At 33.1% G+C, this 13,356-nt stretch carries 14 protein-coding genes and 2 pseudogenes; all 16 read right to left on the bottom strand.

Annotated features, from left to right (window positions below; translation table 11 throughout):
- Positions 1-58: 58 nt before the first annotated feature.
- The 16 genes and pseudogenes from QM512_RS01340 to QM512_RS01265 all read right to left on the bottom strand — a co-directional run bounded on the left by QM512_RS01340 (position 59) and on the right by QM512_RS01265 (position 13,301).
- Positions 59-2,863, bottom strand: coding sequence for a cation-translocating P-type ATPase (locus QM512_RS01340; protein WP_282805759.1), 2,805 nt, complete (start codon positions 2,861-2,863; stop codon positions 59-61).
- A gap of 87 nt (positions 2,864-2,950) precedes the next feature.
- Complete coding sequence (locus QM512_RS01335; protein ID WP_282805758.1) at positions 2,951-3,229, bottom strand: hypothetical protein; 279 nt, start codon at positions 3,227-3,229, stop codon at positions 2,951-2,953.
- 7 nt (positions 3,230-3,236) lie between these two features.
- A complete protein-coding gene (locus tag QM512_RS01330) occupies positions 3,237-3,527 on the bottom strand; it encodes a bacteriocin immunity protein (protein ID WP_282805757.1) in 291 nt (96 codons plus the stop codon).
- Between the two features lie 192 nt (positions 3,528-3,719).
- A complete protein-coding gene (locus QM512_RS01325) occupies positions 3,720-3,950 on the bottom strand; it encodes a hypothetical protein (RefSeq protein WP_282805756.1) in 231 nt (76 codons plus the stop codon).
- Positions 3,951-3,963: 13 nt separating this feature from the next.
- A complete protein-coding gene (locus QM512_RS01320; RefSeq protein ID WP_282805755.1) occupies positions 3,964-4,161 on the bottom strand; it encodes a hypothetical protein in 198 nt (65 codons plus the stop codon).
- Positions 4,162-4,308: 147 nt separating this feature from the next.
- Positions 4,309-4,593 (bottom strand): bacteriocin immunity protein, encoded by a 285-nt coding sequence (locus tag QM512_RS01315; protein WP_282805754.1) that lies wholly within the window; start codon positions 4,591-4,593, stop codon positions 4,309-4,311.
- Positions 4,594-4,637: 44 nt separating this feature from the next.
- Complete coding sequence (locus tag QM512_RS01310) at positions 4,638-5,231, bottom strand: hypothetical protein (protein WP_282805753.1); 594 nt, start codon at positions 5,229-5,231, stop codon at positions 4,638-4,640.
- A gap of 10 nt (positions 5,232-5,241) precedes the next feature.
- Positions 5,242-6,192: pseudogene (locus QM512_RS01305) on the bottom strand (ATP-binding cassette domain-containing protein); the annotation flags it as partial.
- A gap of 33 nt (positions 6,193-6,225) precedes the next feature.
- Positions 6,226-7,273 (bottom strand): annotated as a pseudogene (locus QM512_RS01300) (IS30-like element ISLjo1 family transposase).
- Positions 7,274-7,632: 359 nt separating this feature from the next.
- Complete coding sequence (locus tag QM512_RS01295) at positions 7,633-8,007, bottom strand: hypothetical protein (protein ID WP_011161713.1); 375 nt, start codon at positions 8,005-8,007, stop codon at positions 7,633-7,635.
- An 86-nt stretch (positions 8,008-8,093) separates the two neighbouring features.
- A complete protein-coding gene (locus tag QM512_RS01290) occupies positions 8,094-8,282 on the bottom strand; it encodes a Blp family class II bacteriocin (RefSeq protein ID WP_011161712.1) in 189 nt (62 codons plus the stop codon).
- A 10-nt stretch (positions 8,283-8,292) separates the two neighbouring features.
- Positions 8,293-8,520 (bottom strand): bacteriocin class II family protein, encoded by a 228-nt coding sequence (locus tag QM512_RS01285; protein WP_014567249.1) that lies wholly within the window; start codon positions 8,518-8,520, stop codon positions 8,293-8,295.
- Between the two features lie 126 nt (positions 8,521-8,646).
- Positions 8,647-9,240 carry an HlyD family secretion protein gene (locus QM512_RS01280; RefSeq protein WP_011161710.1) on the bottom strand — a complete coding sequence of 198 codons (594 nt, stop codon included), beginning with the start codon at positions 9,238-9,240 and terminating at the stop codon, positions 8,647-8,649.
- Positions 9,241-9,250: 10 nt separating this feature from the next.
- Complete coding sequence (locus tag QM512_RS01275) at positions 9,251-11,410, bottom strand: peptide cleavage/export ABC transporter (protein ID WP_282805751.1); 2,160 nt, start codon at positions 11,408-11,410, stop codon at positions 9,251-9,253.
- Between the two features lie 12 nt (positions 11,411-11,422).
- Complete coding sequence (locus tag QM512_RS01270) at positions 11,423-12,220, bottom strand: LytR/AlgR family response regulator transcription factor (protein WP_094517356.1); 798 nt, start codon at positions 12,218-12,220, stop codon at positions 11,423-11,425.
- Between the two features lie 7 nt (positions 12,221-12,227).
- Positions 12,228-13,301 carry a sensor histidine kinase gene (locus tag QM512_RS01265; protein WP_282805750.1) on the bottom strand — a complete coding sequence of 358 codons (1,074 nt, stop codon included), beginning with the start codon at positions 13,299-13,301 and terminating at the stop codon, positions 12,228-12,230.
- Positions 13,302-13,356 lie beyond the last annotated feature (55 nt).

Raw genomic sequence — 13,356 nt, 5'->3', positions numbered from 1 at the left:
TATTTTTAATATTCTAGCAAGAAAAAACCGCTAGTTAAAACTAGCAGTTAAAGTTTATTTATTTTTTTGAATCTTTTCTAAGAATCCATTTTCTTAATTCGTCAATTAAAATTAACGGAATTGGAATACATACTAACATAATCCAATCATGAGCATTTAATGGTTCAGTTCCAAAGAATGATTGAAATACTGGAACGTAAGAAATACACAAGAGCAATATAACTTCCATAATAATCCCGATAAAGATCATTGAATTCTTAAAGAAATGCTTATTGAACATTGATTGTCTTGCATAACGAATATTTAGAACCGCGGCAATCTGGCAAAAGATAATCGCAGCTAAAGTTACCGTCGTAGCCTGACGATAATCCCAACCTGCCGATGGCAAATTTGGAAAGACATGGCCACGATAAAAGTTAGCAATAAAGAATGCAACTGTTGCAATAATTGACGCAATCAAACCATACCATAAAAATGCCTTAGCTAAAACGTTCTTATTAATTAAGTGATCCTTAGGAGATCTTGGAGGTCGATCCATAATTCCTTTTTCGGGATCTTCACGGCCTAAGCCCAGAGCTGGAATCATATCAGTTCCAAGGTCAATAAACAAAATTTCCATTACAGTTAAAGCTAGTGGAATCGCTCCTCCTGATAGCAAGAACAAAACAGAAGGAACTGCTTCAGGCATATTCGAATTCAAAATATAAATCAAGAACTTCCGAATGTTGCTGTAGACCCCGCGTCCCTCTTTAATTGCTCCTACAATCGAAGCAAAATTATCATCAGTTAAAATCATGTCTGCTGCTTCTTTTGCTACGTCGGTTCCTGTTCCGCCCATAGCAATTCCAATATTTGCTTTCTTCAAAGCAGGCGCATCATTGACACCGTCTCCAGTAGCAGCAACAATTTTACCCATTTTCTCATACATGGAAACAACGCGATACTTTTGTTCAGGTGCCATTCTGGCAAAAACTACTTCACCTTCCAGATAATGTCTTAACTCATTATCTGGCATCGTCTTTAAAGCATCTCCTGTAATTACAGTTAAAGGTTTATCTGGATCAGTCAAGCCAATCTCACGCGCAATACTTTTAGCTGTTAAACCATAGTCACCTGTAACCATCGTCACCTTAATTCCCGCTTTGCGACATTCGCGCGCAGCCCTATAGACTTCTGCTCTTGGTGGATCCATCATGACCGTCAAACCTAAGAAAGTAAGGTCTTTTTCAACAGTATCAATCGTTGCTAAATCTAAATTATCCATTATCTTTTGATCAAGATTACGTCCCGCAACTGCTAAAACACGTAACCCATCTTTAGCATACCCGTCATTAGCACGCATAATCTTGTCTTTTATTTCCTGGGTAATAGGCTTTATTTCACCTTGATATAAATAAGAAGTACACTTATCGACCACACAATTTGGTGCACCCTTTGTATAAGTATTAAAACGGTGCGTACCATCAGAACTTTGAATTACTGTCATCATTTTTCTGCCTGAATCAAACGGCAATTCTTTAATACGTGGTGTCTTTTTCACTTCAGCTTCAACATCAACTTTACCTTTTCGAGCAACCACTTCCAGACATGCCTCAGTTGGATCGCCTAAGATTTGGTAGCGTAAATGTTTTTTATCAGGTGCTTGAATTCTTGCGTTATCTGCAAAAACACCGCCAAGTAATACTTCTTTCAAAGTATCGTTATCTTTAGCAAAAACGTGCCTTGGACCCTCTTTAATATGACCACGAACTGCATAGCCTTCGCCTGACACATGGTAGCTCTTTTCTAATGTCCAAAGTTCCTTAACTGTCATTTCGTTCTTAGTTAAAGTTCCAGTTTTATCAGAACAAATCACCGATGTCGAACCCAACGTTTCTACACTAGACAGGCGCTTAATTAAAGCGTGCTTTTTTGCCATTCGTTGTACTGCACCAGCTAAAGATAGAGTAACCGTGGGCTCTAATCCTTCCGGAATAAAGGCTACAATCATCCCTAAAGCAAAAACAAAACCTTTTACCAAAGGATAATGAACAAAGAAAGTAGCAATTAAGAAAAAAATAATACCAATAGAAATTGCTAAAATTGATATTTGCTTAGTTAAAGTATCTAGTTCCTTTTCAAGCGGACTCTTTTGTTGAACCACGTTTTGAGTTAATTCAGCAATTTTACCAAAATCAGTATTCATTCCTGTCTTAACTACGACTCCAGTTACATTACCTTTCATCATATTGGTACCAGAGAAAATCATGTTATCCAAATCAGCATGGTTCTTTTTACCAATTTCTTTAATTGGATGGGCTCCCTTGTGAACTGGGTTTACTTCACCAGTTAGGGAAGATTGATCAGCTTGTGCAGTTGTGGCCACAATTACACGAATATCGGCTGGTATATCGTCACCCTCTTCAAGTTTAACGATATCGCCAGGCACTAAATCTTTAGCTAAAATCTTATCTTCCTTACCATTTCTTACAACACGTGTATAAGAAGGAAGCATGTTTGCTAAGGCCTCGGTTGCCTTATCAGCTTGGAATTCTTGCCAAAAACTAAAAATACCATTAATGATATTTACTGCCCAAATAGCAATCCCTAATTGCACCAAATCAGCACAAAACGCAATAATACCTGCTACCCAAAGCAAAATAGCCATTAAACTAGTAAAATTAGCTAAAAATTTCTTCCAAAGTGGTTCTTGTTTAGCTTTAGCAAAAATATTCTTTCCATATTTATGCTCTAGTGTATGAACTTCATCAATGGTTAAACCACTTTGGCTCGTATTTAATTCTTTTAATGCATCATCGACAGATAATTGTGCAATCTTAATTATCTCATCGTCTTCATCATCATTTTCAGTCAAAGTTATCACTTCTATTCCCTTTTACAGGTCCATTTTAGTTCACTTTGAGAAAATATGCACATAAAGTTAATATATTAAAAAAGAGTAGTCTTTCAACTACTCTTCATTCTTTGCTAAATTTTTCTTTTGATATTTATATTCTTCAACAATTCCTTCTAAGAGAATTGTTTCTAAAATAAGTAATCCCAGAACTCCTTGTTTTGAAGCAGAAAAGAGATTTGTACCAATTGTCAGCCACAAACCAACGCTTCCAATTAAGGCAAGATATACCACGGGTGAGAACCAGATAAACTTATGAACTTTAATTGAAGCAAAAATGTACATTCCAATTACAATTACTGCCAAAGCTGGCATTGCATAATATAGAAATTGCATTGTTCTCCTACTTTCCAGGCCAAGTGTTGGTCGTGTTCCAGCTATTCAAGCCACCAATCCAGCCATTACTCATTGAAATTTCTTTAATCTTTTCAAGTAATGCTTCTTCATCTTTTTCTAAGTGAAGATGGTTAACAAGGCAAATAGTATTTATATTTTGATAAGTTGCACGTGCTTCATCAATGTCATCTTGAACATTATGTTCTAACTTGTCTAAGGCAACTTCAAGTTGTTCTAATAAGTATTCGTTGCCTTTTCTATCATAATGAGCCTTAGCAAGTGAAATAAAATCATTCAATACTTGTTCAAATTCATTTTTTATTTTTTATCCTCCAAAGAGTTATGTCGCTTTTTTAATATTATCATTTATTTATTAATTTTACTATCATTTTTTTATAAAACTTAAAAATGTCCGATTTGGACCAATCTATTACCAATTTGGTATTTGGAGATATAAATTGTTTACTCTTTTACTCATTATTTATATCTTTTATTTTCTATTCTTTAAGCGTTGTTGCAATTTGTCTTTCACATAATAATAAGTAATTGAGAAAATCCACATACTAGTAATTCCAATTACAAAGTTTAGGACTACACTATCAATATTTACGAAATAGAAGAATACTTTTCTTACAAAAATCGCAAAGATTAAGCTTAGTACAATCACTATCCATTCTTCCGTATTTGTTTCCTTATTTTTAATTGTTTCAATCCATTTCATTGATAGTCTTCCTTCATACTTTTAATTTCTTATTTTTCATTCTTTTTATAAATTTAAATACTAGATAGGCAAAGATTATTCCCCATAGGATATTCCCTAAAATTATGCAAAAAGTTAGCTGACTTCCAACTGCAAGATCACCCAAGCTAGCAAGAATACTAATTAAAATTCCGCTAAGAATAGAACAAAAAATAAGCTGTTTATCATTCATTTTCTTTCTTCTCCTGTAAAGATCTTGCTATGATTTTAACATTTAAAAATCGGCAAAAAATAAAAAAGACCTATTCGGTCTTCTTTACGACAAATTTGGTATTTATTTACTACGTGCCGAATCTAATAGTGTTGAATAGTGATTTTTCTAAAAATTAGTCAGTGACAAAGTTTCTCCAGCACCAGCCCATTTATCAGGATCTTTATCTAATAAAAGCTGTAACTTTGTCAAAGTCTCTGGTAGCTTAAATCCATGCGCCACAGAATACATATTAATATCTTGCTTTAGATCATGCATAACTTTTTGTAAATCAATTTTTCTATCTACTGCGTCAAGTGCTGATTCAATTAGTTTTTGTGCTTCTGGATCAGTTGCAATATCAACATTTGCTTTGATTTTAGTCAACATCATTTTTAGCTTATTTTCATTCATATTTCTGTCCTCACCTAATATGATTTAACATCATTTTATCAAACTTATTTCTTATTCAAGATCTTATCTAAAAAGTATTCAAAATAAGTGCTACTACCCGTGAGAATTGTCGCATTTCCCTGCATCCCATACTTAACATTCTCATCATTAATTTTCGCAGTTGAAATGACTTCATAGCCACTCTGCTTATTTACATTTACTGGATAAACGCCAATTTCTCTCACTTTACCAATTAATCTACTGGTCAAGCCATCTCCTGTTGGGACAGAAAAGTTTATCGTCTGTCCCTTTTTAATAGTCGAAACCTTATTACTTGGTACATAAGTGATTATCTTCACCTTTTTCTTGGCTACTATCATGGGCATCAAATTTACTGCATCATCTTGATCAATATGGGCTACCCATTTTTGCCCATGTTTTGTGACAATTTGGCCTTCATCATAATTAGCAGCTTTTTGTTTAATCACAGTCATTGGTTCAACAACTCCGACTGAAGAAACTGTATTCTGTCTCACTGCAAAAAAGGAACCAATAAACACCAGGAAGACAAGAACAGCAGCTGGAATAATAATCATTGTCGAAAAATTTTTAAATTTATAGGAATAGAATTCTGTGCTTTCATAGTCTTTTACGTCCATCTATCTTCACCTATCCCTTTACTAAGTCATAATAAAAACCATGTTGCTCCATAAGCTCTTCATGACTTCCTTCTTCAACAATCTGCCCCTGATCAATTACAACCACCTTATCTGCACGTTCTGCAATAGCTAGACGGTGTGCAATAAAAATGATTGTCTTGTCTTTTAGTTTCATAAGATTGTCAACTACTCTTTTTTCTGTAATTGTATCTAAACCACTTGTTACTTCATCAAAGATAAAAACTTTTGCTGGCGAGAGTAATGCTCTAGCAATAGTTAATCTCTGCTTTTGTCCACCGGATAAAATCTTGGCATTCTCATCTAACTTTGTCTCGAATTGTAGTGGCAAACTAGCTATCTCCTGATCAATTCCAGCAATCTGACAGGCTTTAATTACATCTTCTTCGCTAATATCCGGTCTGCAGCCGAGTAATAAATTCTTCTTAACTGTTCCAGAAAAGATATATGGCGTTTGAGGAACATAGTTAACATATGAGCGTAAGGTATGTTTATTAACTTCACTAGTTGCATGACCATTTAAAGTTACTTCTCCCTTACTTGGTGAAAAGAAATCAACGAGTAACTTAACCATTGTCGATTTTTCTGATCCACTCATGCCAACAATTGCTAATTTTTCATCTGGCTTAATCTTTAGATTAATATCTTTTAAAATATCCGTCCCATAACCATATCGATAATCAACATGCTTGTATTCAATTATTCCTTCTAAAGCAGCCGAGTTCTGGATAGAAGTATTTGCTTTAAATTCACTTTGCACCTGATAGACCTCGTTTAATCTATTTTGTGCAACACTAGCTGATTGAAGACGAGGTTGTAAGTTAATAATATTTTGAAGTGGGTCAATGAAATAAGATAGTAATGCATTAAAAGTCATTAATTGACCAATACTCATCTGTCCTTGCATCACTACTCGTGCGCCAACCCATAAAATAATTACATTCGCAAATTGCAATAATAAATTGAACACTTTTAGTTAAGCTGCTTGATAGATTAGATCTAATTCTCTTTCAAAGATTTCATCTGGTGTATGATAGGCCAGTATCTTTCTTGGCAAAGAATTGCACCAGGTTTCAATATTAATGATGTCTTGTAAAGAATAGTTAGCTATTGCTTCTCCCTTAGGAATGAATCTGCGAATAAGACCATTGTGTCTTTCAACTGTTCCCTTATCACAAGAAGTGTAAGGATGGGCATAGTAAACCAGTGTATTGGATACTTTTTCTAGGTTGGAAAGATCTGCAAACTCTGAGCCATTATCAGTGGTAATGGTTTTAAAAATATCATTCCAATGTTCGCTGTATTGCCTTTGGAGTTCTTTAAAGGCCTGCATGACACTGACAGAAGTCTTGTCAGGAATACGAAGAATTAAAAACTCACGACTCATACGCTCAGATAAGGTTAGCAGTACCTCATCATCTTTGCTCTTATGTCCGAGAACTAAATCGCATTCCCAATGACCGAATTCATTACGTATTGATCTCTTTAGGACGTTCTTCAATGCTTCTGCCAAGTTTTTTCTTATTTTTGCGAATACGATGAAGCTTAGTATTGCGTTTAAGCTTCTCTGGCAAGTCGTAATTATAAATTCCTAATAAGCCTTGATCAACGTAATTATAAAGAGTTTTGGGGCAGACAACATCGCTGCTAGCGAATTCGCCAACAGCAGTAGCACGATTACTGCACACATCAAGCGACCAGCCATCTTTAAAAAAATGCTTGTGGACATAGCGCATGAATTGAGCTTTCCTGAGAAAGTCTGATTTGCGCCCACAATTTTTACGATGAGCTTTATATGCATCATGCCCTTGAGTAGCCTTATATTTTTTGACTTTACCATGATACAGTTTTACAGTGCCACGCTTAACCTCATAGCTGATAGTAGAAGGAGAACAGTTAAGTTCACGGGCAATTGCACGCAAAGAATAGCCATCTTTCAAACGCAATTGAATAATAACTCGCTCTTCAAATGATAAATGCTTGCCTTTAACGTGCTGGTTCATGGTAGAATGTAAAGAGTCCATTTTGACCTCCAATAGAAAGTTTTTGTGGTTATTAACATTCTATCAAACAGGTCCGAATGGACTTTTTATTTTTTATCAAGTGTTCAATTTAATTTTACAATCAGCGAAAACAATTTATTCATTGAATATCCAAAAGCAGCAGCTAGAATTAGTGTTATCCATTTTTCTTTATTTGATGCTATCTTTTCATTATTTTTAATTATTTCCATTTTTATCACGCTCTCTTTTTTACCTTATTAAAAATTTTATCAGGTTCAAAATTTCATAAGATAAAAAATACCAAATTAGTCGTTTTACAGACCAATTTGGTATTCTAATTTTTATTTATATACGATTGAAATAGATAAATTATTTAGACTTTATTTTTTGTTTTTCAAAATATACTTACTTATGATTATTAAAGCTGCTCCTCCACCAAAGAAAAGCCAAAACTTGATAGTATAACCAAGATCTGTTGAATTATATAAATTAGTTAAAAAGAGATATATAGGAGCACATAAATAGCATAACCACCATACAAGCTCATATTTTTCATTCCATTTCAATAATTTGGGTGTAACTGAAAAATACATAGTAGTAACTAAAAGTAAAATCACAATAATTATTGCCAATACTTGATTATAAGTAAAATGTAAGCCATACTCATGAACATTTCCGATAAATATTATCAATCCAGTAATCGTAATTACCCATGACAATATCCTTAGACCAATAATTTTATAATGTTTAGTCATTTAAACTACCTACTAATGAATCTATGAATAAAGTAATGCAGTGCTAAATATCAAATCATCACTGTTTTACTTTAATTGACTATAGTTTAATTATGAGTATAGCCAAAATAACCTCCTATTGCTGCACCTCCTACACCACAAATTGCCATTCCCCATGGGCCAAAACTTTTACATGCTTTAATACCAGTTCCTGCGCCACTAGCAGCTGATAAAACAGTATCTCCCCATCGATTTCCACCAACAATCTTTGATAATTCTTTGTCATTTAATTTCATTGTCAAAATCCTACTTTCTTATCTTGCCAAAACCACCTGTTGCAGCTGTAACCCCTGTCCATAAAATAGGAAGATAATGGGCACCAGCTACAGCACATGCAGGTCCACAAATTGTACCACCAACTGTAGCCCCAATCATAGCTGATCCCACTGCTCCTCCCACATTTGTTTGCCAATTATTTCTTCCACCAACAACGACTGCTAAATCTTTATGTGATAAATAATTAAATTGTTTCATGATAGAAACCTCCTAAAATTTTATTTATATGCATAGCTTACTAAAGTTATCATCTTAAGATATAAAATTGACCAATATTGTTCTATTTGTGTCTAAAATTACTTTTATTAACTAAATTAGTATTTTTTACTTATTATTCCTTACCTTATCCAAAAGATATTTTAAATACGTACTCCTACCGGTCATTATCGTCACATTCCCCTGCATCCCATATTTAATATTCTCATCATTAACTTTTGCAGTCGAAATAATTTCGTACATATTTTGTTTATTCATGTTCACAGGATAGACTCCAATTTCCTTTACCTTACCAGTCAAGTGTCTAGTTAAGCCATCTCCAGTAGGTACAGAAAAGGTTAACGACTGTCCCTTTTTAATAGTCGAGATTTTATCACTTGTCACATAAGTTACAATTTTTACTTTGCTTTTAGGTTTCATAACAGGCATTAAACTAATCCCACCACCTTGATCAACATGAGCTACCCACTTTTGACCATATTTCGTAACGACTTGTCCCTCATCATAGTTAACATTTTTCCGCTTAATTACAACCGTTGGTTCAACAACGCCAACCGAAGAGACTGTATTCTGCCTAACTGCAAAAAAAGATCCAACAAATAAAAGTAAGACAAAAATAGCTGCTGGAATAATAATCATAGTCGAAAAATTTCTATACTTATAGGAATAGAATTCGGTACTTTCATAATTCTTTGCATCCATCTGTACTCACCTATCCCTTCACTAAGTCATAATAAAAGCCATGCATATTCATCAATTCGCTGTGACTGCCTTCTTCAACTATCTGGCCACGATCAATTACAACAACCTTATCTGCTCGTTCCGCAATTGCCAGACGGTGTGCGATAAAAATAATTGTCTTATCTTTGAGCTTCATCAAATTATCAATTACTCTCTTCTCAGTAATTGTATCTAAGCCACTTGTTACTTCATCAAAGATAAATACCTTTGCAGGAGATAATAATGCCCGAGCAATTGTTAACCTTTGTTTTTGTCCACCAGATAGAATTTTTGCATTTTCATCTAATTTTGTTTCAAATTGCAAAGGTAGATTAGCTATTTCTTGGTCAATCTCAGCAATCTGACAAGCCTCTATTACATCTTCTTCAGTGATATCTGGCCTACAACCTAACAACAAATTCTCTCTAACTGTTCCAGAAAAGATATATGGGGTTTGAGGTACATAATTCACATATGATCGCAAGCTATGCTTATTAATCTCACTTGTTGCATGGCCATTTAAAATGACTTGACCCTTACTTGGCGAAAAGAAATCTACTAACAACTTAACCATTGTTGATTTTCCAGATCCACTCATTCCAACAATCGTTAATTTTTCGCCCTGGTTAATTTTTAGATTAATATCTTTTAAGACATCTGCACCATAACCATAGCGATAATCCACATTCTTATATTCAATATTTCCTTCTAGGAGCTTACAATCTTCAATAGCAGTCTTCTGATTGAATTCACTTTTTACTTGATAGACCTCATTCAATCGATTTTGAGCAACACTAGCTGATTGAAGTCGCGGTTGCAGATTAATAATATTTTGCAGTGGATCAATAAAATATGCCAGCAACGCATTAAAAGTCATCAACTGACCAATGCTCAATTGTCCTTGCATTACAACTTTTGCACCAACCCAAAGAATAATTACATTAAGAGATAATTGAATAAATGTCTTGAGTGCTGTCTGCAAGCTCTCAGTTTTGCTGTATTTAAAAGATTTTTTTAAGTAATCTACAAACTGACTATCAATTCTTCTATATCTTGTATTCTCACTATTTAAAGCTTTAATAGTTTCAATTCCTTGAATATCTTCAATAACTGAGGAACTCAAAACAGCGTTACTTTCCATTTGTTCATTGTTTAATTTTTCGAACTTCTTAGTAAAGCCTAGAATTACAACTGCATATACTGGTAAAGCTAATAATGTAATCCCAAATAATGTCATATTTTGTGCTGCTAAGACTAATCCCATCACAATCACAATTGAGAGGTCTAAGAAGAGCGAAATAACAGTACTTGCTAGAGCATCAATAATTCTACTTGCATCAGAGAAACGTGAGGTTATTTCACCAGTTCTTCTAGTCACAAAGAATTCCATTGGTAATTCAAAAATATGTCTAATATATTGAAGATTTAAATCAATACTTAATCTTTGACCTAAAACATTTAATAAAAAATTCTGTCCATAAGAAAAGATTGAATTAAAAATATAAGCAATTAATAATCCAACAGCTAAAATTGAAAGAGTCTGATAAGTTCCATCTGGAATATAAGTATCAATTATTCCTTGAACAAAGTATGAACTACAGATACTAATTATGGTCATTAATAAAGCGGCTAAAATGATGTTAATCATCAGCCGCTTTTGTTTAAACATATATGGAAAGAGAGACCATAGGTTATTTTTCTTTTCTTTAATTGGTTCAAAATCTTCATTTGGAACCATAAAGAGTGCAATCCCTGTCCATTCTTGAGCGAACCTATCTTTAGGCATCTTTACCACACCAATTGATGGATCGGGATCCGCAATTACTAAATAGTTTTTAGCATTTTTAAGAACTACATAATAATGAAGTAATTCCCCTTGCTTAAGAACATGTGCAATAAAAGGATATTGAATACTATTCTCATTAAACAAAGACATGTCAGCTTTTACGGCTTCAGTTTTGAAATTTAATTTTTGCGCTGTCTTCACTAATCCCCAAGCTGTGGTGCCTTCAAGATTAGTGCGAGCTTCATGCCGTAAATGTGCTAAGGATACACGAGAATGATATTGTTTTAGAATCATTGCTAGACAAGCAACCCCGCAATCCATCTCATCGACTTGTGGCACGTATACGGATTTATATTTTAATAACATAAGTCTTACCTTTTATTTAACATTAATTTCTGGATATTTACTTAATAAATCTTTGACATTTCTTCTATAGCTACGAGCAAATATTACTTCATCGCCATTTGGAAATGTTATTGTTTTTTTCGAAAAATCAATGCTATCAATGTTATTTGGATTTACTACACTAGATTGAGAGACCTTAACTAAAAAATCATTTTCATCATCAACTTTTGAAATATTACTTCTAAATTCAGCTGAACCAGTTTCAGTTATTAAAGTAACCTTGTGTTGTGTAGGGCTATTTTCAAGATAATATATGGAGGTATCTTCCACCTTATTTATCCTGCGACCTACCTTATAAACAAGCTCTTTTCTTCCAGATTTTGTAAGATTGTTAATGCTTTGAACTGCATCCGTAATTGTTTCTTCTAGACGTTTCATCATATCTTTTTGGTCTAGCGCCTTATTAATATAATCGATTGCACCAATTCGTCTTCGATAAGTTAACGGTGCATACTTATCATAAGCAGTAACAAAAATAATTTGTGCATTAGGATCTTGTTTTTTGATAAATTCTGCTAAATCTACTCCATTCTTAGCTTCAGAGCTTTGACTTAATTCAATATCTAAGAAGTAGATCGCATTCTGAATATCCTTAGCTACTACATAACTTACAACTTGCTCAAAGGTAGTGGCAACTTGCTCTACACTAATCTCCACATTTTCATAAGCTGTATTGTCTTCAACAAAATTATCAACTGCATATCTCACATTATTTGCTAAATTATTCGCTAATGTTCTATCGTCATCACAAATAATTACTGGATATTTCAATATTTTTTCACTCCTCTGGTTCAATTACGAGATAGAAATCAAAGTATTCCTTTGGCACTTCATAAGAAATAGTCATATTTTCGTATTTATTCTTAATATTATTGATATTAGCTAAACCCACGCCAGAGTGACTTTTCTTAGTTGAATAACCACGTTGCTGGATCTGTTTAAGTGAAATTTTCGATTCTCTTCTTTTATTTTGAATTTCATATTCAAACTCACCATTATCATTTGAATTGATCATAATTTCAATATGGGCTTCTTTATTCCGCTCCAATAACTCTTTACTTTCTTCAATTGCATTATCACAACTTATACCAATAATTCTGACTAAATCTAATTCATTAATATTTTTAGGTAATTTAGTAATTTCATCGCTACATTCAAAATTATATGGAATATCTTCGCCATACATTTCTGTTAACTTAGCAATAATGATACTTTTCAGAGACTTTATTTTTATATGATTAACATCTCTATATTTTTCAAATGCTTTTGCATTTAAATTAGCCTTAGTATATTCATCAAGCTTTTGGATTACTTCTTTGGTATTCCCTTCTTGTGCACTGATTTTTAATGAGTTAAACATATTTTGGTAATCATGTCGAAAAGCACGAAGTTCATCTTCGCTCTCTTCTAAATATTGCGTGTATTCTTGAAGTTGTTTTTGCTCTTTTATTAGTTTGTCTTCTTGGGACTTTTTTAAAAGTATCTTTTGATTTTTTATCATCAAATAATACAACCCTATTGAAAAAACAAATTGGATTGTCAAAAAGGATATAAAAAAAATTGTAACGGGAGGAACATTTTTGGTTTCAGAATATACAATAGCAATAACTAGAGATACTAGATATAAATATATTAATAACCAAAAGAAAATTCTAAAATTACTACCTGTTAACTTTTTTCTAATCAAATCTGCCGAAAAATAGATACTTAAATATGTAATTATAAAAAAGAAAAAAATGCAGCTTAAATTAATCCATTCAATTACATTCTTTGATACAACAATTTTTTCAATTATGTCTAAAGAGATGCCTCGTAATAACTCTATAATTAAATCCACACTAAAAATATACACTAGTACACCACTAATTAGTGTAAGATTATTATTTCTCCTATGAATAATGTTCAGA

The organism is Lactobacillus isalae (genome assembly GCF_947539375.1).
In the GTDB taxonomy this organism is placed as follows: Bacteria; Bacillota; Bacilli; order Lactobacillales; family Lactobacillaceae; genus Lactobacillus; species Lactobacillus isalae.
Note: the sequence above shows the minus strand (reverse complement) of the source record. Positions and strands in the feature narration are given on the sequence as shown.

Excerpts from the sequence above, each read along its gene's own strand:
- QM512_RS01335 (WP_282805758.1), bottom strand. The coding sequence starts at position 3,229 with ATGCAATTTCTATATTATGCAATGCCAGCTTTGGCAGTAATTGTAATT.
- QM512_RS01325 (WP_282805756.1), bottom strand. The coding sequence starts at position 3,950 with ATGAAATGGATTGAAACAATTAAAAATAAGGAAACAAATACGGAAGAA.
- QM512_RS01320 (WP_282805755.1), bottom strand. The coding sequence starts at position 4,161 with ATGAATGATAAACAGCTTATTTTTTGTTCTATTCTTAGCGGAATTTTA.
- QM512_RS01315 (WP_282805754.1), bottom strand. The coding sequence starts at position 4,593 with ATGAATGAAAATAAGCTAAAAATGATGTTGACTAAAATCAAAGCAAAT.
- QM512_RS01310 (WP_282805753.1), bottom strand. The coding sequence starts at position 5,231 with ATGGACGTAAAAGACTATGAAAGCACAGAATTCTATTCCTATAAATTT.
- QM512_RS01295 (WP_011161713.1), bottom strand. The coding sequence starts at position 8,007 with ATGACTAAACATTATAAAATTATTGGTCTAAGGATATTGTCATGGGTA.
- QM512_RS01290 (WP_011161712.1), bottom strand. The coding sequence starts at position 8,282 with ATGAAATTAAATGACAAAGAATTATCAAAGATTGTTGGTGGAAATCGA.
- QM512_RS01285 (WP_014567249.1), bottom strand. The coding sequence starts at position 8,520 with ATGAAACAATTTAATTATTTATCACATAAAGATTTAGCAGTCGTTGTT.
- QM512_RS01280 (WP_011161710.1), bottom strand. The coding sequence starts at position 9,240 with ATGGATGCAAAGAATTATGAAAGTACCGAATTCTATTCCTATAAGTAT.
- QM512_RS01275 (WP_282805751.1), bottom strand. The coding sequence starts at position 11,410 with ATGTTATTAAAATATAAATCCGTATACGTGCCACAAGTCGATGAGATG.